Source organism: Microbacterium candidum (genome assembly GCF_030315975.1).
In the GTDB taxonomy this organism is placed as follows: domain Bacteria; phylum Actinomycetota; class Actinomycetes; order Actinomycetales; family Microbacteriaceae; genus Microbacterium; species Microbacterium candidum.
Map to the genome: position 1 here is coordinate 599,502 of NZ_JASXSZ010000001.1, position 19,280 is coordinate 618,781.

17 protein-coding genes are annotated in these 19,280 nt (G+C 68.4%); 12 read left to right on the forward strand and 5 right to left on the reverse strand.

Going from position 1 to position 19,280, the window contains the following annotated elements:
- Nucleotides 1–17 precede the first annotated feature (17 nt).
- Nucleotides 18–1,025 carry a glycosyltransferase family 2 protein gene (locus QSV35_RS02845; protein ID WP_286286507.1) on the reverse strand — a complete coding sequence of 336 codons (1,008 nt, stop codon included), beginning with the start codon at nt 1,023–1,025 and terminating at the stop codon, nt 18–20.
- Nucleotides 1,026–1,128: 103 nt separating this feature from the next.
- Here QSV35_RS02845 and cls point away from each other — a divergent pair, with 103 nt between their 5' ends.
- A complete protein-coding gene (cls, locus tag QSV35_RS02850; RefSeq protein ID WP_419956818.1) occupies nt 1,129–2,586 on the forward strand; it encodes a cardiolipin synthase in 1,458 nt (485 codons plus the stop codon).
- A 3-nt stretch (nt 2,587–2,589) separates the two neighbouring features.
- Here the strand turns inward: cls and QSV35_RS02855 are convergent, their stop codons facing one another.
- Complete coding sequence (locus QSV35_RS02855; protein ID WP_286286510.1) at nt 2,590–3,816, reverse strand: polysaccharide pyruvyl transferase family protein; 1,227 nt, start codon at nt 3,814–3,816, stop codon at nt 2,590–2,592.
- A 117-nt stretch (nt 3,817–3,933) separates the two neighbouring features.
- On the opposite strand from QSV35_RS02855, the gene QSV35_RS02860 reads away from it, so the two are divergent.
- The 4 genes from QSV35_RS02860 to QSV35_RS02875 are packed head-to-tail and all read left to right on the forward strand — an operon-like array spanning nt 3,934 to nt 7,658.
- Entirely contained in the window at nt 3,934–5,163 is a 1,230-nt protein-coding gene (locus QSV35_RS02860) for a glycosyltransferase (RefSeq protein WP_286286512.1), read from the forward strand.
- A 9-nt stretch (nt 5,164–5,172) separates the two neighbouring features.
- A complete protein-coding gene (locus tag QSV35_RS02865; protein ID WP_286286514.1) occupies nt 5,173–6,021 on the forward strand; it encodes a nucleotidyltransferase family protein in 849 nt (282 codons plus the stop codon).
- The gene (locus QSV35_RS02870; protein WP_286286516.1) at nt 6,018–6,287 is read left to right on the forward strand and encodes a PqqD family protein; all 270 of its coding nucleotides are present in this window, start codon (nt 6,018–6,020) and stop codon (nt 6,285–6,287) included. The genes QSV35_RS02865 and QSV35_RS02870 overlap by 4 nt, the downstream gene beginning before the upstream one ends.
- Before the next feature lie 39 nt (nt 6,288–6,326).
- Nucleotides 6,327–7,658, forward strand: coding sequence for an O-antigen ligase family protein (locus QSV35_RS02875; RefSeq protein WP_286286518.1), 1,332 nt, complete (start codon nt 6,327–6,329; stop codon nt 7,656–7,658).
- 1 nt (nt 7,659) lies between these two features.
- On the opposite strand, the gene QSV35_RS02880 is transcribed toward QSV35_RS02875, so the two are convergent.
- Nucleotides 7,660–8,607: a hypothetical protein gene (locus QSV35_RS02880; protein ID WP_286286520.1), complete on the reverse strand. Its 948-nt coding sequence runs from the start codon at nt 8,605–8,607 to the stop codon at nt 7,660–7,662.
- Nucleotides 8,608–8,799: 192 nt separating this feature from the next.
- Between QSV35_RS02880 and QSV35_RS02885 the strand changes: the two genes are divergently transcribed.
- The 6 genes from QSV35_RS02885 to QSV35_RS02910 are packed head-to-tail and all read left to right on the forward strand — an operon-like array spanning nt 8,800 to nt 15,774.
- The gene (locus QSV35_RS02885) at nt 8,800–10,593 is read left to right on the forward strand and encodes a tyrosine-protein kinase domain-containing protein (protein ID WP_286286522.1); all 1,794 of its coding nucleotides are present in this window, start codon (nt 8,800–8,802) and stop codon (nt 10,591–10,593) included.
- The gene (locus tag QSV35_RS02890) at nt 10,586–11,494 is read left to right on the forward strand and encodes a hypothetical protein (protein WP_286286524.1); all 909 of its coding nucleotides are present in this window, start codon (nt 10,586–10,588) and stop codon (nt 11,492–11,494) included. Before QSV35_RS02885 ends, QSV35_RS02890 begins: the two co-directional genes overlap by 8 nt.
- Nucleotides 11,491–12,675, forward strand: a complete 1,185-nt coding sequence (locus QSV35_RS02895) for a glycosyltransferase family 4 protein (RefSeq protein ID WP_286286526.1) — start codon at nt 11,491–11,493, stop codon at nt 12,673–12,675. Before QSV35_RS02890 ends, QSV35_RS02895 begins: the two co-directional genes overlap by 4 nt.
- A complete protein-coding gene (locus QSV35_RS02900; protein ID WP_286286528.1) occupies nt 12,672–13,649 on the forward strand; it encodes a glycosyltransferase family 2 protein in 978 nt (325 codons plus the stop codon). Before QSV35_RS02895 ends, QSV35_RS02900 begins: the two co-directional genes overlap by 4 nt.
- Complete coding sequence (locus QSV35_RS02905; protein ID WP_286286531.1) at nt 13,646–14,608, forward strand: glycosyltransferase family 2 protein; 963 nt, start codon at nt 13,646–13,648, stop codon at nt 14,606–14,608. The genes QSV35_RS02900 and QSV35_RS02905 overlap by 4 nt, the downstream gene beginning before the upstream one ends.
- The gene (locus tag QSV35_RS02910; protein WP_286286532.1) at nt 14,605–15,774 is read left to right on the forward strand and encodes a glycosyltransferase family 4 protein; all 1,170 of its coding nucleotides are present in this window, start codon (nt 14,605–14,607) and stop codon (nt 15,772–15,774) included. Before QSV35_RS02905 ends, QSV35_RS02910 begins: the two co-directional genes overlap by 4 nt.
- On the opposite strand, the gene QSV35_RS02915 is transcribed toward QSV35_RS02910, so the two are convergent.
- Complete coding sequence (locus tag QSV35_RS02915) at nt 15,741–16,787, reverse strand: glycosyltransferase family 4 protein (protein WP_286286534.1); 1,047 nt, start codon at nt 16,785–16,787, stop codon at nt 15,741–15,743. The two genes, QSV35_RS02910 and QSV35_RS02915, sit on opposite strands and share 34 nt — an antisense overlap.
- Before the next feature lie 65 nt (nt 16,788–16,852).
- Here QSV35_RS02915 and QSV35_RS02920 point away from each other — a divergent pair, with 65 nt between their 5' ends.
- Entirely contained in the window at nt 16,853–17,977 is a 1,125-nt protein-coding gene (locus QSV35_RS02920; protein WP_286286535.1) for a glycosyltransferase family 4 protein, read from the forward strand.
- Between the two features lie 9 nt (nt 17,978–17,986).
- Here the strand turns inward: QSV35_RS02920 and QSV35_RS02925 are convergent, their stop codons facing one another.
- Nucleotides 17,987–19,195 carry an ABC transporter ATP-binding protein gene (locus tag QSV35_RS02925; RefSeq protein ID WP_286286538.1) on the reverse strand — a complete coding sequence of 403 codons (1,209 nt, stop codon included), beginning with the start codon at nt 19,193–19,195 and terminating at the stop codon, nt 17,987–17,989.
- Nucleotides 19,196–19,280 lie beyond the last annotated feature (85 nt).

The window sequence follows — 19,280 nt, forward strand, 5'->3', positions numbered from 1 at the left end:
GGCGCCGAGAAGGCGCCTCAATCCGGCAGCGTCACCGCGGGGGCCCGCACGACGAGGCTCATCGAGCTTCCGTTTCGCGTCCGCCACGCCCGAAGCGGTGCGAACAGCACGCGATGCGCGAGTGCATCCACTGCCTGGGACATCGCCCGCCCCGGCGCGCCCGACCGGAGACTCGCTTTCGCAGCCTCTGACTTCGTCATCGCCTTGTCCCTTTGGAGTGCCCGCCAAGCGTCGCGCAGCGCCCCTCGCTGCTCACGTGAGTTCATCGGATCGTAGTAGGTGTTCGCCCACACCGCCCGTGTCTCGCGCACATTCAACGGGGTGTTCCCGGATGCGTTCGCACCGTGCCTGCGGTAACCGACCTTGATCTCATCGAGGGGGATGAGCGGCCCGAGCCGCGCGAGCCGGACGAGCGCATCCCAGTCGTCCGCCACCCGATAAGACGGATCGAAGCCGCCGATCTCGAGGAGGGCCGCCTTTCGGATGAGGATTCCGCTCGGCGGGTAGATCGGATTCGAGACGAAGAGCTCGCAGAATGTCGCTGGGCTATCCGGTGCGATCGCGCGCAGGGCGCCTTCCACAGCCGTCCGCCTCGTGCGCATGCCGCCTGCGAACGCCCCCGGATGCAGTGGCCGCCCGTCGGCATCGATGAAATCGGCGATCGCATAAGCGGCCACCGCCTCGGGATGCGTCGACAGCAGGACGAACAGGGTCTCGATGAGATCGGGGGCGATGATGTCGTCCTGGTCGAGGAAAAGGACGTAGCTGCTCGCCGCATCGACCAGTGACAGTCCGGCATTGCGGGTATCGGCGATACCGGACCACCGCTTGGCCGCGACCGAAACGCGGGGGTCACGCCGCAGCGGCCGCACGCGGTCGAGACCGTCGTCCGTCGAACCGTCGTCGACGATCAGCACCTCGATGTCCGGATGAGTCTGGCCGAGAACGCACGAGATCGTCTCCACGATGAAGCCCGCTCCATTGTGGAGAGGGACGATCACGGAGACGGAGGGCGCGTCGCTCACGGCACCGAGAGTATCGCGCGGGTCGACCCGGGCCAGAGCCATCCGTGTCGGATACCCCCCAGTACAGTGGAGGCACTGTCCACGGGAGGCGCGGGTGCTGACGATCACGTTCTCTGCGACGTGGTGGCTCGTACTCGTCTTCATCTTCGACGTCGTCGTGCGCATCGCCGCGATCATCATCGTGCCGCGCAACCGCCGACCGACCGCCGCGACGGCGTGGTTGCTGGCGATCTACTTCATCCCGCTCCTCGGGGTGCTGCTCTTCCTGCTGATCGGCAACCCGCGACTGCCGCGCAAGCGCCGCCGCAAACAGAAGCTCATCAACGAGAACATCCGGGAGATCAGCGAAGACCTCGCCTTCGGCACGCTGCGCCCGCACGCGCCCGAGTGGTTCACCTCGATCGTGACGCTGAACCGCACGCTCGGCGCGATGCCGCTCACTGGCGACAACGCCGCGCACCTCATCTCGGACTACCAGGAGAGCCTCGACGCCATGGCCGACGCCATCGGTGCGGCGGAGCGCTTCGTGCACTGCGAGTTCTACATCCTGCAGGCGGACGCATCCACCGAGGGATTCTTCCGAGCGCTCGAGGATGCCGCGGCCCGCGGCGTGCAGGTGCGCGTGCTGCTCGACCACTGGGCCAACCGCGGCAAGCCCTACTATCGGCAGACCCTGAAGCGCCTCACGGACATGGGCGCGGAATGGCACCTGATGCTTCCGGTGCAGCCGCTCAAGGGCCGATACCAGCGTCCAGACCTCCGCAACCACCGCAAGCTCCTGGTCGTCGACGGGGTCGTCGCCTTCATGGGCTCGCAGAACATCACCGACTCGACGTACAACCTGAAGAAGAACATCAAGCGCGGCCTGCACTGGGTCGACCTCATGGCGCGGCTCGAGGGCCCGGTCGTGGCATCCGTCGACGCGGTGTTTCTGAGCGACTGGTACAGCGAGACCGATCAGGTCCTCGACGACGAGCGGGGTCTCTTCTCGATCCACACCGGGCCGGGCGACCTGGACTGCCAGATCGTGCCCTCCGGACCGGGGTTCGAGTTCGAGAACAACCTGCGACTGTTCCTCGGGCTGCTGTACTCGGCGCAGCGGAAGATCATCGTGGTGAGCCCGTACTTCGTCCCCGACGAGGCGCTGCTGCTGGCCATCACCACCGCGTGCCACCGCGGGCTGCAGGTGGAGCTCTTCGTCTCCGAGGAGGGCGACCAGGCGATCGTCTATCACGCGCAGCGGTCGTACTACGAGACGCTGCTGCGGGCGGGCGTGAAGATCTGGATGTACAAGAAGCCCTACATCCTGCACTCGAAGTCGATGTCGATCGACGACGAGATCGCCATCTTCGGCTCGAGCAACATGGACATGCGCTCGTTCGGTCTCAACATGGAGATCTCGATGCTCGTGCGCGGCGAGGAGTTCGTCGAGGAGCTGCGAGGCGTCGAGGACAAGTACCGGAACCTCAGCCGCGAACTCACGCTCGACGAATGGATGCAGCAGCCGCTGCGCTCGACGGTGCTCGACAACCTCGCACGGCTCACGAGCGCACTGCAGTGAGGCTCATCGTCGGTCCTGTGGATCGAACTGCCGGGCCGCCAACTCTCTGACCATCGGCAGGTTCGCCTCGACCCGTTGGCGGACCGCGGCGTCCGACAGCGCGCGCCCCAAGAGCACCCGGACGGCTTCCGTCACGCCGTGGCCGGGATCCAGCCCGAACTCGTCGAGTTCGAACATGTGGAGAAGGCCCTCGACCTTGTCGCGCGTGCGTAGGACGATGGCCGGCGTGCCTGCGCCCAGGGCGTGGATGGCGAGGTGCATCCGTCCCGTGATGACGGCATCCGCGCGACCGGCGATCCAGCGCACCTCGGCCGGGCGCAGCAGTCGGTCGATGAGTGTGACGCCTGAGCTCGAGCGCACCTGGGCGAGCGTAGCGCGGCAGACGTCGAGGTCGTCGTCAGCCGCCCGAATGGTGTGCGGCAAAAGGATGACGTGGCCCCCATCCGCGACGACCTCGTCGATCAGCGCGGCGAATTCCTCCTTCAGATCGAACTGCCGGTTGATCAGCCCGCTCATGTTCAGAATGACGGTACGGGAGGATGTCGGTGCCAGCCGAAGCTCTGAATCGGGCAGAGGGACCGTCGACGTCATCGTGAAGGCGAGGTCGGCGCTGAGTCCGGCGGAGATGCGCGCCTGCCGGAGGCGGGCGAGTGTCTCCGGATCGCGCGCGAACAGGTGAGCTCGGCGGGATGCCCGCCGGAGGGCGCCGCGCGCGGCCGGATCGGGAGAGCGTCCCCAGCTGAAGCCGAGCACCCTCGACGGCACGCCGCACTGCGCGGCGAGATTCAGCAGTTCTGAGCGCGTGACGGCTTCGGAGCGGTTGTATCCGCCGTCCATGATGTCCGCACCGATGACGCTGAAGGTGCGCGCCTCTCGCAGCACCTCGACGAACGCTTGCAACTCGGGGAGACGGCCCCGGTAGGTGCCTGCGCTGAGGAGGGGAGTCAGCAGAACGCGCACCCGTTCCGCCTCATGCGGCGGCACCGTGTAGGAAGCGTGATTCGGTATCGCCGCCACGATCGGACCGTCGACATGCGCCAAGTAGGCCTCGAACATCGCCTGGTCGCCGATGTTGCCGCCGCCTGCGGGCAGCATCACGACGTGCACGCGACGCGGGCGACGATGGCGCGGCGTGGTCGCACGTGCCGCCGCGAACCATGCGGCGTTGGCGACCCGCTGGCCGGCGGAACTGAAGAACGCTCGGCGGATCAGCCCGCGGGCGGTGGTCATCTCATCCGCCGAGGAGCGGCCGGGTCGCCCGACGGTGAACGCACAGGCGAGATCGGCTGCATGGTTCCTCCGCGATGAGCATACGGAATGCGGGTGCTCCGGCCCTAACATGCCGATGTGAGGGTTGTCAGCTTCTCGCTCGTCGTCCCGTATGTCGGGATCCCGCACGCTGGGGGAGAGCTCTATCTACGGCACCTGACTGTTCTCGAGGAACTGGGGCACAGCGTGACCGTCGTCGCGCCGTCGACCGAGTTGAACAGGCGTGCAGCCGACCGACCAGGCGCGCCCCCGTCGCTGATCCTCGTCCATCCCGACCGGATGCGGCCGTCGGCGGATGCGATCTGGGCTCTGGCACGCCCCGACGCCATCAGGCCGAGCATGCGGCGCGCGTTTCGCGCTGATACCGCCGTGCGTGACGCCGTGGATGCTGCGGACGTCGTCGAAGCCCAATGGGCCGAGATGGCCTTCGCTCTGGGAAGCAGGCATCGGACGCAGGGAAGCGTGCTCGTGGTGCACGATATCCCCGCCCAGCGCGAGTGGCGCTGGCTGCAGGCGGCGTGGCGGCAGCGTTCGCCGCGGAAACTCATCTGGCGATCTTGGCGGACAGCGGTCGTCTCGGTCACCCAGATTCCGGCGTTGCGCGCCGCGGACATCACGTTGGTCCTCAGCGAGAAGGACGCAGCGCTCGCCGCACGCTCGACGCGGGCGTCTCGCATCTCGGTCATCGACCCCGTGATCTGGCTCGGAAGCGATGAGAGCGCGAGAGAGGATGTCGCGAAAGTCGCGCTGTTCGTCGCCTCATTCGGTCGCAGGGAGAACGCGGAGGCCGCCGTGTGGCTCCTGGACGACGTGTGGCCGCTGGTTCGCGCAGAGCATCCGGACGCGGAGCTCGTCCTCGCCGGACATGGTCCGCCCCGTCATCTGGTCGACCTCGCGGCGCGCACCCCTGGCGTGACCGTCACCGGGTTCGTCGACTCGCTCGATCCGTATTACGCGAGCGCCCGCGTCGTCCTGGTCCCGCTGCGGTCTGGAGCCGGTGTGAAGCTCAAGACCATCGAGGCGCTCGTGCGCGGGAAGCGCATCGTCGCGACATCCATCGGCGCGGAGGGGGTCATCGATGTAACAGGTTCGCATCCGTTCGCAGTCGTCGATGATGCACGGAGGTTCGCTCGCGAGACCGCGCTGGCACTGAGAACACCCGGCGGGGCGGATCCGCTGATCACGGAATGGGCGCGTGCGCGCTACGGGCGTGAGCAGTATCGGGCGGCCCTGGAACGCACACTTTCGACGATCATCGCCGGACGTCCTCCGGGCGACCGCATTCGTGGAGATTCTGTGAGTCGTTAGGCTGGCCCGGTGGACGATGCGCCCGGGGTCAGCATCCCGCTCGACGTGCGCGTCGCGCTCGCCCGCCCAGCGATCCAGGTGATCGCCGACGATGTGGGTGCGGACATCCTTCACATCAAAGGGGATGCCGTCGACCCGCGTCTGCGTGCGGTCGCGATGACCGGCACCGACGTCGATGCGCTGGTGCGGCCGAGCCACGTCGCGCGGCTCGACACGGCGCTGCGCGCCCATGAGTGGACGGTGTACAGCACGTTCACGTACGGTTCGCCGTTCGGGCATGCGCAGACGTATCACCATCCGATGTGGGGCTATTTCGATCTTCACCGGCTGTTCCCCGGCGTTCGGCGCGAGCCTTCTGTCGCGTTCGATCTCATGTGGACCGGACGGCAGGAGGTCGAGCTGCCGGGCGCCCGTGCATCCACACCGTCGCTCGAGATGCAGGCGACACTTCTCGTGTTGAACTCCGCCCGGAACGGCGCCGACGACCCGGTCGGGCGGTGGGTGGATGATCCAGGCATCGACAGGGAGACTGTGCAGGGGTGCGTGGATGCGCTGCAGGCGCGGACGGCGTTCGCGGCGGCATCCGGATGCCTCGAGAGCCGTCGGGGAGCGTCGGACTACCGGCTGTGGAAGGTCATCACGGAAGGCGGGACGCGCTCGCAGGAATGGTGGGCGCGCGTTCGTGCCGCTCCGTCCCTGAACGAGGCGGTGCGGATCGCGGCGCGTGCGCCGCTCGTCAACGTCGAGCAGCTCGAGCACGACTTCGGCCGTCGACCGTCGCGGTCCGAGATCGCGGCGGCCTTCTTCGCACGAACGTCGCGTGCTCTGCGCGAGGCGAAGGAAGGGCGCGGAAAGTGACGGGGTATGAGGTCGCCCCGCGGGTCGCCGTGGTCGAGCGCGGCGATGATCTGTTCGTCACCCGCCTGCCAGACGGTCCGATAGTCCGGTTGGACGGAACGGCCGCGGTCGTCTGGCGCGAAGCGCTCTCCGACTCGGAAGGAGACATCGTCGACCGCGTCGCGCTCCGGGTAGGCGCGCGCTCCTCCGACATCGCGATGGACGTCGGCGCGTTCCTCTCGACCCTGGTCGGCCGGCACCTTCTGGAGCCGCCGCCCGGAGGGTGATACTAGAGGGGTCGGATCGGCCGAGGGGAGGGCCACTCCATGCGCACGGACGTCTGGTTCGCTCGCCTCGCCGAATGGTGGGCGGGTGCGTGGCGCTGGATGCTGATGGCGGCCGGGGCCGTCGTCGCGGTCTACATTCTGCTGACGCGTGTCCCGGACCAGAGCTTCGTCACGAGCATCGCGCTCGCAGGGCTCGTCATCGCGGCGGCGCTCACAGCGCGGACATCGCTCGCGATCGCGCTGATGGCCGTGCCCGCCTTGTTCATTCCGTTGCGCGCGGGCCTCGGCGGTGCCGACCTGTCGGTGTCCGATCTCGCACTCGCCGCGGCATTCGGCACCGCCATACTGCTCGGGAACAGAAACTACAGCCGTCCGTTGCGCGCGATGCTCTGGCTCGATCTCGTCTACCAGTTCGCAACGCTGCTCACGGTCATCGTGGTGCCCTACACGGCGAATACGGTCGAATGGTTCCATGCGTGGCTTCTTGTATCGGGCGCGTTGATCGCGGGATGGGCGCTCGGCCGCGGAGGCTATGCGCGGCTGGCCTTCCTCCTGATGATCTGGGCGGGCTGCGTCATCGCAGTCGGCACCGTCATCGGAGGGCTCGTCCAGTACGTGCATGGAGACTTCGGCCCGGTCTACCCGTCATGGCCCTTCGGCATGCAGAAGAACTTCGCCGGCACCGTCATGGCGTTCGTCGCGTTGATCGCCTACGCGAACCCGGCATGGATGGCGCTGTCCATCGGCTGGGCGCGGTTCACCTTCTGGTTCCTGTGCATAGGGATCGTGATGACGCAGTCCAGACAGGCGCTCGCGGGACTCATCGTCGCCATCGTCATCATCGCGCTGCGGAAGAGCGCCGGCGGAGTCCGTCACTCCCGCTTCATCCTGCTCCTCCTGATTCCAGGCGTCTGGATGATCGTGTCGATGGTGCTCGACCAGATCAGCTCCGACAACGTCTTCAACTCCGTCCATCAGCGTTTCGAGTGGCTGCGCGCGATGTACGGGTACTGGAAGGAGGCGCCCGTCTTCGGCCACGGGCTGCGGTTCTGGACGCAAGGCGGTTGGGCGGACTTCCAGCCCCCGCAGGCGGAGATCGAGGTGCTCGTGTCGGTCGGCGCGGTCGGCCTGCTCGCCTTCCTCGTCATGTGGGTGGGCATGCTGATCGTCCTGTGGCGTGTCGATCCGGTCTACGGGACACTGGCGTTCGCCGCGATCCTCAGCCGGCTGGTGCAGGCGCAGTTCGATCTCTTCTGGGTGGCGGCGGCCGTATCGATACCCTTCGTCATCGCGGGCATCTGTCTCGGGGCGCAGGCGCTGCAGAGGACACGGGACGAAGAGCTGCTGAAGGCGGAGGCGGCGCTCGTCTGAGTCAGTCGCGGATCAGCAGGCCTGCCTCCGCGAGTGCAATGAGTCGCCGTTCGACCTCGGCCCCCGCATCCACGCCCTCCGGGGGCGGGTCCAGCCGGGTCACGCGTGCAACGAGATCTGCGCGAGACGCACCGTCCGCCGACTCCCACAGCTCCGGTCCGAGGCCATCGAGGATGACGACCCGCTCACCGTCATGGATCGCCAGACGCTGGCCGATCCGCACCGCGTCGTGGAAGGGCGCACGTCGGTAGATGCCGTCCTGTCGAGGCGATTCAGCAGCGACAGGCGTGACGACCTCCACATCCTCACGCGGAGGGGTTGCGAGAGCCAGGAGTTCCGGGAGAAGCGCGGGCAGCTGACCGGCCTCGCTGTAGATGACCCGCCGCACGCCGCCCGTGCGCTGGATCACATCGACGAGGTCGCCGAGCGGCCGTGGCATGGCGATCAACGAGCTCGTCTCAGGGACGATCAGCCCGATCGCCTCCGACAACTCCACATTCTCGACGTACGCCTCGACGATATCGGGGCGGCGTTCGAGGAGCGCCAGCGCGCCGAGACGGAGCGGTGAGTCCGGCAGAGATTGCATTCCCAACCCGGCGGGATCGATCGAGCGCTTCGGTGGCGGTCCCGAGAGGACGGACAGCGGTTTGGGGTACGGAATGACGGAGAGGTCGGGGAGGACCGCCAATGTCTCGTCGGTGACATAGCCCGCCGCTTGAGCGAGCGCTCTCGAGGCAGTGGTCTTGCCGCGTCCGCTCGGACCGACGAAGCCGATCACGCGACCGTCGTCGAAGGCGATGGCGGCTGCATGGAGGAGCAGCGCTCGGCCGCGAAGACCTCTGATTCCTTCCAACGTCAGCGCGGTCGCCAGATACTGTGCCGCGTGATCGACATCGGTCGCGCGCACGATCGTCGTGCCGGTCGCAGAGGCCTCTGATTCGCCGATCACGACACGGATCGTCGCGTCTGGTCGCCCATCCGCCCCGAGAGCGACCCAGGGGGACCTCAAGGCCGAGGCGCCGTCGTCTCCCAGCGTCGCGTCGAACTCGATGCGTATGATCGAATCGAGCACACGTATCGTGAACGCGGCAGACATACCGTGAGCCTACTTGGCTGAGGGTACCGGGCCGTTGGGGGACTGATGGAGCTGCGGGACTACGCGCGAGGCCTGAGACGCCACTGGCTGGCGATCCTCATGATGATCATCGTGGGTGTGGGCGTGGCCTTCGGCTGGGCGAAATTGCAGACCCCCCTCTATGAGGCGGCGGCCAGCGGCGTCATCAAGACTGTAGCGGTGCCGACGGGTCCTCAGGAGCAGTCGCTCTTCGGCACCAACGACACGGCAGCCCAGAACAAAGTCGCCGCATATCTCGACCTGGCCGGCTATCGGGAAGTCGCTCAGAACGTCATCACCGACCTCAACCTCAACACCACGCCGGAACAGCTGGTGAACCTCGTGACGGTCACCAACCCGCCGGGTACGACAGTTCTCCGGATCGTCGCACAGGGATCGAGTCCTGCTTCGGCGCGCGCGCTCGCCGAAGCGTGGATCCGCGGCATGGTGAAGACGATCGACAAGGTGTACGGAACGACCGGGCAACCGGGGTCGGCTGCCGTCAACATCACACCGGTCGGTTCGGCATCGCTCCCGACGTCACCGGTCTTCCCCGACCTGCGGACTGCGCTGCTCGTCGGTGCCGTCATCGGGCTCGGCTTCGGCGTCGGGTTCGCGCTCATGCGGACAGCATCCGACCGTCGCGTGCGCGCTGCGGACGAGGTCGAGAAGAAGACGGACGTCGCTGTCGTCGGCACCATCCCTCTCTCCAAGCAGGATGATTCCGAGATGCGGCTGTTCGACCCGGCCGCGGGTCGTCAAGGCCCCGGGTTCGCCGTCGCGGAGGCCATGCGCACACTGCGGACGAACCTCCAGTTCATGGACGTCGACAACCCGCCGCGCACGATCGTCGTCACCAGCCCCCTCCCCGGGGACGGCAAATCGACGATTGCCTGCAACCTCGCGTTGACGCTCGCAGAGAACGGATCGAACGTCGTCCTCGTCGACGGCGACCTGCGCCGGTCGAAGGTCGCACAGACGATGGGGTTGTCGTCGAGCGCGGGGCTCAGCGACATCCTGGCCGGTCGAGCCGACATCGGGGACGTCCTGCAGCGTGCGCCGCAGTCCGAGAACCTCTATGTGCTCGCGGCCGGGAGCGTTCCGCCCAACCCGAGCGAGGTGCTCGGATCCGCGCGCATGAAGGCGGTCCTCGAGGAGTTGGCGGCACACTCCACCGTCATCATCGACGCGCCGCCGCTGATCCCCGTGACCGATGGTGCTGTGCTCACGCATCAGGCCGACGGTGCGCTCATCGTCGTCAGCGTCGGAAAGACCACCTACGATCTGGTGGAGAAGGCCCTGGATACGCTGCGCAAGGCGCGCGGACGGGCCCTCGGCATCGTGCTCAACAAGGTGCCGCTCAAGGGGGCGGACGCGTCGCCGTACTCGTACGAGTACCGGAGGCAGTATGGGGCGGATCCGGTTGCCGACGAGGCCGCCGCGCCGCCCATCCCGGTGCGGATACCGTCCGTCACCGCCGGCTCACGGTCGATCACGCCGGCTCCCGCGATCCTCGTGGGTGACCCGGCCCTCGCCGCTCCGCCGGAGCAGGCCTCCATACCCACTGCGCAGGAGCCGGTCGCAGCTGTTCCGGCGTCCAAGAAACAGGCGGTGGCCGCGTCGAAGAACGCGGAGACCGAGGCGCCCCCGGTGGCGGCCGTGGCTGGATCTCTCCATCTCGTCGCCCCGGCGGATGCGTCCGATGCGGACGAGAACATCGGGCTGAGCGCGTTCGATTCGCTCCTCAATGCGGACTCGCCCGAGAACGCGACCGACGCCTCGGGCACGACAGCGCGCCGCCATCGCGCCCGCCGTGGCTGATCGGGATGGCTCCCCGCCGACGCGAGCGGTATGGGAGTCCCCCCAAGCTCGCAGACGAATCCATGCGTACGTACTCGCCGCCGACCCATGGTGGCTCGAGGACAGCGTTCTGAGCTACTACGACATCGTCGACGAGATCGTCGTCTCGTACGACGAGACGGGCCGGTCCTGGACGGGCACGCCGCTGCCGATCGAAGAGTGCCTGGGACGTCTCCGCGCCATCGACAGCGCACAGAAGATGCGCTTCGTCCCCGGAGCGTTCTACGACCCCGGCCGGACGGCGTTGGAGAGCGATACCGCGCAGCGACAGGCGGCGCTCGCCGCCGCGTCGCCTGGCGCCGACTGGGTTGTTCAGCTCGACACCGACGAGGTGCTTCAAGACACGACCGCGCTCCTCGAGGCGATCGATCAAGCCGAGGCGATCGGATGCGAGGCGATCGAGTTTCCCGCCCGCTACCTCTACACGCGGACGGCTCGGGGGCGATTCCTCGAGACGACGCGCAGCTTCTGGAGGCGTCGCTCCGGGTATCCCGGCCCTGTCGTGATCCGGTCGGGTGCGACTCTCGTACATTGCAGGCAGTCGAACCTGCCGATCCTCCGCGTGGACATCGCGGCGTCCAACACCGACCCGACCCATCCACGAGATGCCGTCGTCCACCGCGTCGTCCGCGCCGACCAGGCGATCCTCCACTACAGCTGGGTCCGAGACGATGCCTACATGGTCAGGAAGGCGGCGTGGTCGGGGCACAGCGACACGTATCAGCGGATGCTGTCGATGTGGCGCTGGCGCACCAGGCATCCCGTCGCAGCGGTTCTTCTCGGCTGGACGCGACGAGACCGCGAATGGCACCGGATGACGGTGCTCCCGCCCTATCGCCGGACGTGGCGCGGTGAGTCGTGAACGACGTCGTCCTCATCAACAACAGTCGTGAGACGTTCACACGGACTCACAGCGGGGCCATCGCGACCTGCGTGGACGAGATGGCACGTCGGGCGGCGTCCGGTGGTGTTCCCCTGCGGATCGTCACCCGCAGGCACGCCGACGACTCCCTCAGCGTTCTCGAGCACGACCGCATCACCTTCTTGCCGCCGCGGCGGGATGAGCGAAGCGGTGTCCTCGGGCGAGTGGACCGGGCCCGCCGGCGGCTGACCGGGTGGGCCCGCCCCGATCAATGGGAGTACGCGCACGACGTCGTCCAGAACCTCCAAGCCGAGCCCGCAGCTGCCGTTGTGGTCAACAACGACCCCGAACTGGCGGTCCATCTGCGCGGTGTGTTCAAGGACGTTCCGGTGATCCACTGGTTCCACAACCTCGAGCTCGCATCCGATCGGTACCGGCGCGCATTCACGATGGACAAGGGGATCACTTCCATCGCCGTGAGCGGGTATCTCGCTCGGGCCGTCGAGCAGGTGTACCGGATGACGCCCGGGGCCGTGGTGACGAGCCTCAACGGCGTGGACGCCGCCGCATTCGGCACGGGCGAGCTGCGGCCCGACCGTGTTCCGGTCATCGGATTCCTCGGCCGCGTGGCGGTGGAGAAGGGCGTCGATACCTTTCTCGAGGCCGCGTTGATCCTCGCCGATCGGGGGGTCGGTTTCGACGTCCAGCTCGTCGGGGACACCGACTGGGGAGAGCACAGGGCGAACCCCTACTCGGCACGTGTCGCAGCCCTCTTCGACCAGCTCCGCGCTACGGGGGTCGCGGTGCGGGCGCTCGGCCATGTACAGAGGGCCGATCTGCCCGCTGCACTGGCGGGCTCGGACATCCATGTGCTGCCCTCGCGGTGGGATGAACCCTGCTCTCTGGCGCTGCTCGAGGGGATGGCCAGCGGCCAGGCGATCGTCGCGACCGCGACCGGGGGAACTCCCGAAGTGCTCGGAGGCGTCGGAAGCCTCGTCCCCAGAGAAGACGCCAGGGCGCTCGCGGACGCGGTGCAGCTCCTCGTCGAGTCGCCGGAGCGGTGCCTCTCGATGGGGAACGCGGCGCGGGCGCGAGCGATCGAGCTTTCGTGGGAGGCGTCGTGGCAGCGGCTGTCAGACGTCGTCGCCGCGGCTGAAGCAGGTGCGAGGTCGTCACGATGACCGGATCACCGGGAGCCGGCGCGCCCCAGGTCTCCGTCGTCATCTGCACCCGCAACCGCGCCGGCCGTCTCGCGGAGTCCGTGAGCGCGGTCCTTGCCGCGGTGGACGATGCCGCGCGGATGGGGATGGCGGCGGAACTCATCGTGGTGGACAACGGGTCGACGGATACGACACGTGACGTCGTCGCCGGATTCGCGGCACGGGATGAACGGTGCAGATACGTCCTCGAGCCCCAGCCGGGGATCGGGCGGGCACGCCGTGAGGGCTTCTCCGCATGCCGGGGTGATGTCGTCCTCTGGACCGACGACGATACGGCCGTACCGAGCCAGTGGGTGACGACGATGGCGCGACCGCTACTCGAGGGGAATGCCGACGCCGTCGTCGGAGGGGTGTCCATGTCTCCGTCGCTCCGGCGGCCGTGGATGACCGACGACCTCGCCGCCCGCTACTTCGCCCATGTCCCGGAACCACCGCTTGACCGTCCCGGGTTCATCGGCGCCAACATGGGATTCGTGCGGAGGCTCGGCGAACGCATCCCCTTCGACGAACGGCTGGGAACCGCGCGCTGGCCGGGAAGCGAGGACGTTCTGGTCTACGTGCAGGCGATCGAGGCCGGCTTCACCATCCGCGGCGTGCGGGGTGCCGTCGTCGAGCACCGATTCGATCCCAGTCGCCTGGACCCGGCGCGGCTGCGGCGCCAGGCAGAGGGCTACGGGCGATGCGACGCCTACTACTTCCATCATTGGCTCCACGCATCGTTCCGGTTGCCTCGCCTGCGGATCGCGTTCCATGCGATGGCTGCCGCGGCTCGCCGCCTGGCGGTGCGGGGGAACCCGTACGATGAACGTCTGCTGGCGCTTGTCCGCGACTCCGCATTCCATCGCGAGATGCTCGCGTTGCGACACGAGCCGCGACGATACGCCCGGAGGGGCGTCGGTCTCGTCCGGACCGAGGAAGTGGAGAGCTCTTCGTGACCACCGTCGCCGTCGTCATCCCGACATACAACCGGCCGGACCGAGTGCGCGACTGCCTCGCGCACCTCGCTCTGCAGACCCGCCGCCCGGATCGCATCGTGGTCGTGGACTCGTCGGACCAGCCGGGTACCTGCGCGGTCGTCGAGGAGAATCCCGGGGTGCTGTACGTGCGGAACCCGCTGGGTCGCGGCACGACGCCGGAGGCGCGAGCGATCGGGGTCTCCCTGTGCCGTGAGGACGTGATCGCCTTCCTCGACGACGACGCGAACGCACGCGCGGACTGGCTGGAGCGCATCCTCTCCCGCTATGCCGACCCGACGGTGGACGGTGTCGGGGGTTGTGCGCTCAACGGCATCCCGGGGGAGAGGGAAGGCGGTGTCGGGGAGATCGGCCTCATCCTGCCCGACGGACGGCTGACCGGGAACTTCGCCGCCGACCCGGGGCGAGACGTGGAGGTCGATCATCTGCTCGGGGCCAACATGTCGTTCCGGCGCAGCGCGATCGAGCGGGCCGGCGGCATCCGCGGAGGCTACCCCGGGACGTGTCTCCGCGAAGAGAGCGACATCGCGCTGCGCATCCGCCGGCTGGGTGGACGTCTCGTCTACGCGCCCGATGCGATCGTCGACCACCTCCCCGGGGAATACGCGAAGGGCCGCCGATTCGATCGACGCTATTCGTACTACGCCAACCGCAATACGATCGTGCTCCTGTCCCGGGTGTACGGCATGAGCGATCCGATCGTGCGCCGCTATCTCCGGGTGGCGACGCGGGAGATCGGCCAGGAGCTCCGGAGATCCGCCCGAGGACTCACGCGGTCGCTGCGGACTCCGCCGCGACAGACGGTGAGGCAGGTCGGAGGCGGCGTCACCCGTGCGGGCGCAGTCCTGGCCGGAACGGTCGCGGGCTTTCCGGCCGCACTCGTCCAGCTGCGCAGAGACGGGCGGCGACCCGCGCGATGACCTCGCCGATCGTCTTCGTCCTCCCGCGCGAGGAGCACTACACCGCGGCATGGTCCGGCGCCGTCGCGACGGTGATCAGGAACCTCGTCCGCGAACTCGATGCCCGCGATCGGCCGGTGGCGGTGCTCGCACCGGACGATGGGGTCGCGCTCTACGCGGAGGGTGCGCCGACCGCTCTCCGCTACGGGCCTGCCGTGCCCCGGGGCCGGGTCGCCCGCGTCCTCGGCGCGATCGAGGCGCGCATCCGCCGATTCCCGGGCGGTGACTACGCGGCGTATCGACGTGCCGTGCATCGTGGAGTGCGCGGAGTCGGAGTGGCGGATCCGACCCTCGTCGCGCACGACGCGCCCACGGCACGTGCGCTGGCCGGCCGCTTCCGCCGTGCGTCCGTCGTGCTCTGGATGCACAACTACCCTGACGCGGCGACCGTACGCGAACTGGGGAAGCTCCCCGAAGCGGTCCTCGTCGTCGCGGTCAGCGACTCCGTCGCCCAGGCCATCGTCACGGCGGTGCCGTCCATCTCCCCGACCGTGGTGCACAACGCGGTGGACCATGCGCTCTTCCACCCCGATGGACACGCGCCGCACGAACCCGTGCGAGTCGTCTGCCACGGCCGGATCGACCCCAACAAGGGGCAGGATGTCGTGACCGCCGCGATCGCGCGCTTGCGGAACGACGGGTTCCCGGTGGAGCTGACCCTTATCGGCGAACTCCGCACATTCGGATTCGACCCGGCCGTCGCCGAGGCGTACGACCGATCCGTACGGAGCTCCCTCCGCGCGTCGGGCAGCCGCAGTCTGGGCTGGTTGGCCCACGATGCGCTCGCCCTCGAGCTGCGGCAGCACGACGTCGCCTGCGCGGTTCCTCGCGTGGACGAACCCTTCGGGCTCGCGGCGCTCGAAGCCATGGCGTCGGGCTGTGCCATCGTGGCGACCGCACTGGGTGGGCTACCCGAAGTGGTGGGCGACGCGGGGATCTACGTTCCGCCGGACGATGCGGACGCGCTCGCCTCGGCCATCCGGTCGCTCGTCGGGGACAGTCTCATCGCCGCCCGGCGCGATGCTGCCGCGGCGGCGGAGGCGTTCACGTGGTCGGCATCCGTCGACGCGTTCCTGCGCGCGCTGGACGGGACTCAGCCCCCGATCGCCGACCAGACGCGGGCGTGAGCGGCGGCGCAGGCGTCCCACGTGTAGGCGGTCGCGCGTCGGGAGCCCCTCCGTCGCAGGTCCTCGGCGAACGCCGCGTCGCGGAGGAGGTCGATCACGCCGCGGGAAACCCCCGAGGCGTCCGGGGCCACGAGCACCCCTGAATCGGCGACGACCTCGGTCAGGGCGGACGTGTCGGCTGCGACGACCGGTGTCCCGGCGGCCATCGCCTCCAGTGCAGGCAGGCCGAAGCCCTCGTAGAGGGAGGGGATGACGACGGCCTCGGCGCTGTGCACCAGTTCGGGCATGACCGCGTCCGGCACCTTTCCGAGCAGCCGTACACTGGCCACGCCGGAGAACAGCTCCGTACGACGGGGATGGGGTGGGCCGGCGAGGACGAGCGTCAGATCCGGGAACTCCCGCCGCACGATCGGCCACGCTTCGGCGAGCGCCTCGAGGTTCTTGCGCTTGGACGCCCCGCCGGCATGAAGGATGTACGGCCCCGTGATGCCGAGCGCGGCGATCGGCCCTCGCGGAAGCAGCGCCGCCTCGAAGAAGCGGTCATCCACTCCGTTCGGGATGACGACCGGATCGCGCACGCCCAGGCGCGTCCGCACGGCATCGGCGGTGAACTCCGACACGCAGATCACAGCGTCGGCGGCCCGCGCCTCGGCTGCCGCCGCACCGATGGGAGCGGACTCGTCATCGAAGTCCCACGCGACCGTGTCGTGGATCGTGACGACATCCCCGTGCCGCGAGGGGGGAAGGACGAGGTCCATCCGGTGGACGATGCCCGCTTTCGCCGGGTACAGCAGCGCGCCCGCGGAACGTCGGGTGCCGCCCTCGGCACGGGCGAGCCAGCCGATCGGAATGCGCCGGGTGCCGTCGAGCGGCGACCGCAGCGAACGGAACACCTCGTGCCGCACCGCCCAGCCCGGGAGGCTCTGCGGTGCCCGTGTCACGAGCTCGCGCTCGTAGCGCTGAGCGCCCATGGGGTTCGCGGATGCCGTCGTCGCCAGCGTCAGTGTCGGCATCCACCCCCCTTTCGGCTCTAGGCTAGCCCGAGCGTCGAGGCGAGACGGCGCCGGCAGGGGGGCGCATGGCGCGGGTCGCGCTCATCACGAGTTCTTACGCGCCTCGCATCGGCGGCGTCGAAGAGCACGTCGCCAACGTCGCACGGGAACTGCACGCCGCAGGGGACGAGGTCGCTGTATGGGCTGTCGACCAGGGCGACGAGCCGGTCAGCGAGACGGACTTCCCGGTGCGCTACCTGCCGTGTCCGCTTCCCGCTCGCTCGCTGCGGCCGGCCGTCGGATTCGCGGCTCGCTCACCGGCTGCGCTCGCGGCCTGGCGCAGCGCGAATCGCACGGATCGGCCAGACATCTGGCACATCCAGTGCTTCGGTCCCAACGGGCTTTACGCGAACGCGCTGGCCGGCGACCGCCCTCTCGTCTACAGCCACCACGGCGAGACGTTCATGGACGATGTGTTCGAACAGTCGCGGCTCCTGCGCAACGGCCTGTCGCGGGTGCTCCGGCGGGCCGACGCAGTGACGTCGTGCTCGGCGTTCGCCGCGCGCGACCTCGATCGTTGGGCCGGCCCGCGGGCGGTCGACATCGTTCCCAACGGTGTCGACCTGTCGGAGCCGATCGGAGTGATGCCGCCGGACCTGATCGGCCGGCGATACGTGCTCGGCATCGGCCGGCTCGTGCCGGTCAAGGGTTTCGACTCGCTGATCCGCGCATTCGCGACTCTCCTGCGCAGCGGATCCGTTTCGGCATCGCACGACCTCGTTCTCGCCGGAGATGGGCCGGATCGAGGCCGACTGGAATCCCTTGCTTCCGAGGAGGGGATCTCTGCGCGGGTGCGCTTCGTCGGCGCTCTCGATCGCGGCAGCGTGGGGGCCGTGATGCAAGGAGCGTCCGCCCTCGTCGTTCCGAGTCGGGTCGAAGCGTTCGGCATCACCGTCCTCGAGGGCTGGCGGGCAGGCATACCCGTGATCGCCACGAGCAACGGTGGTCCCGCCGACCTCATCGACGAGGGCCGCAACGGCCTGCTCGCACGGCCGGATACACCTGCCGACATCGTTCGCGCTCTCGGCGCTGTGCTGTCCGACCGAGATCTGGCGGCATCGCTGGGGAACGAGGGCCGCCGCAGCGTTCGGGGTTTCACGTGGAAGGCGACGGCGGAGGCGTACCGCGAGGTGTATGCGCGCCTCACGTGAAGCGCGGAGTCAGCCGACGCTGTACGTGAAGTCGGTGAGCACCGCGCCGCCCGCGACGGCCTCTTCCGACCCGACTTCGGGATAGGGCAGGTCGGGAAGGATCTCGAAGGACGCCGCGCCCTCCCACGAGTCGAGGATGCCGGCCCGACACACGAACACGTCGACCGAGTAGCGCCCAGGGCGCAGCCACAGGCCGTCGATGGAGAGGGTCAGCCGCTGAGCTCGTGCGGGGTCGAGCCACACCCCGTGGACACGGGAGTCGCACTGGGCAAGGACGACGCCATTCGCATCGTTGACATGCGCGGAGACGAAGTACGGCAGGTTCGAGTCGGCGTTGTCGCCGATCTCGATCTCGACGACCTTCGTGTCGGCGACATGGAACGCGGGATCCATCGTGACGGCCTCGGCGCGCAGCTCACCCGTTCCGGGGCGGCGGGACGCTTCGACTTGCGCCGCGGCGTGATCGTCGAAGGAGTCCCGATAACGTGCCATCGCCGAGTTCACATCGCCCTGGTAGGCGAGCGTTCCCGCCTGCAGGAACATCGCGGAGGTGCAGAGGTTCAGCACCGTCTGCATCTGGTGGCTCACGTACAGGACAGTGCGGCCGTCGGCCGCGGCATCCCTCATCTTCGCCAGAGACTTGCGCTGGAACTCGGCGTCGCCGACCGCCAGCACCTCATCGATCGCGAGGATCTCGGTGTCGAGGTGGGCGGCGACGGCGAAGGCGAGGCGCACGTACATGCCCGACGAGTACCGCTTGACGGGGGTGTCGAGGAACTTCTCGACGCCCGAGAAGTCGACGATCTCGTCGAAGCGGCGCACGATCTCCTTTCGGCGCATCCCGAGGAGCGTGCCGTTGAGGAAGATGTTCTCGCGTCCGGTGAGCTCGGGGTGGAAGCCGGTGCCGACCTCCAGCAGGCTGCCGACGCGGCCGTTGAGCTCGATCCGTCCCGTCGTGGGCGCGGTGATGCGCGTCAGCAATTTCAACAGCGTCGACTTGCCGGCGCCGTTACGGCCGATGATGCCGACGGCCTCGCCCTGTGGGATCTCGAAGTCGAGGGAGTGCAGGGCGTCGAAGTGCTCGACCTCCGGTCTGCGGAACGGCTGCTTCGCGAATTCGACGAGCGCCTCCGTGGCACGGTTCGAACTGCTGCGGTGGTTGATGCGGTAGGTCTTGGAGACGTTGGTCGCCGTGATCGCGGCGATGCCCTGCGCCATGTGCCCTCCGCTTTCGGTCGGGCGAAAGGGGGAGTTCCTTCGCCGGGGTTTTACGGTATCATCGCGGGTATCGCACCCTCTGGGT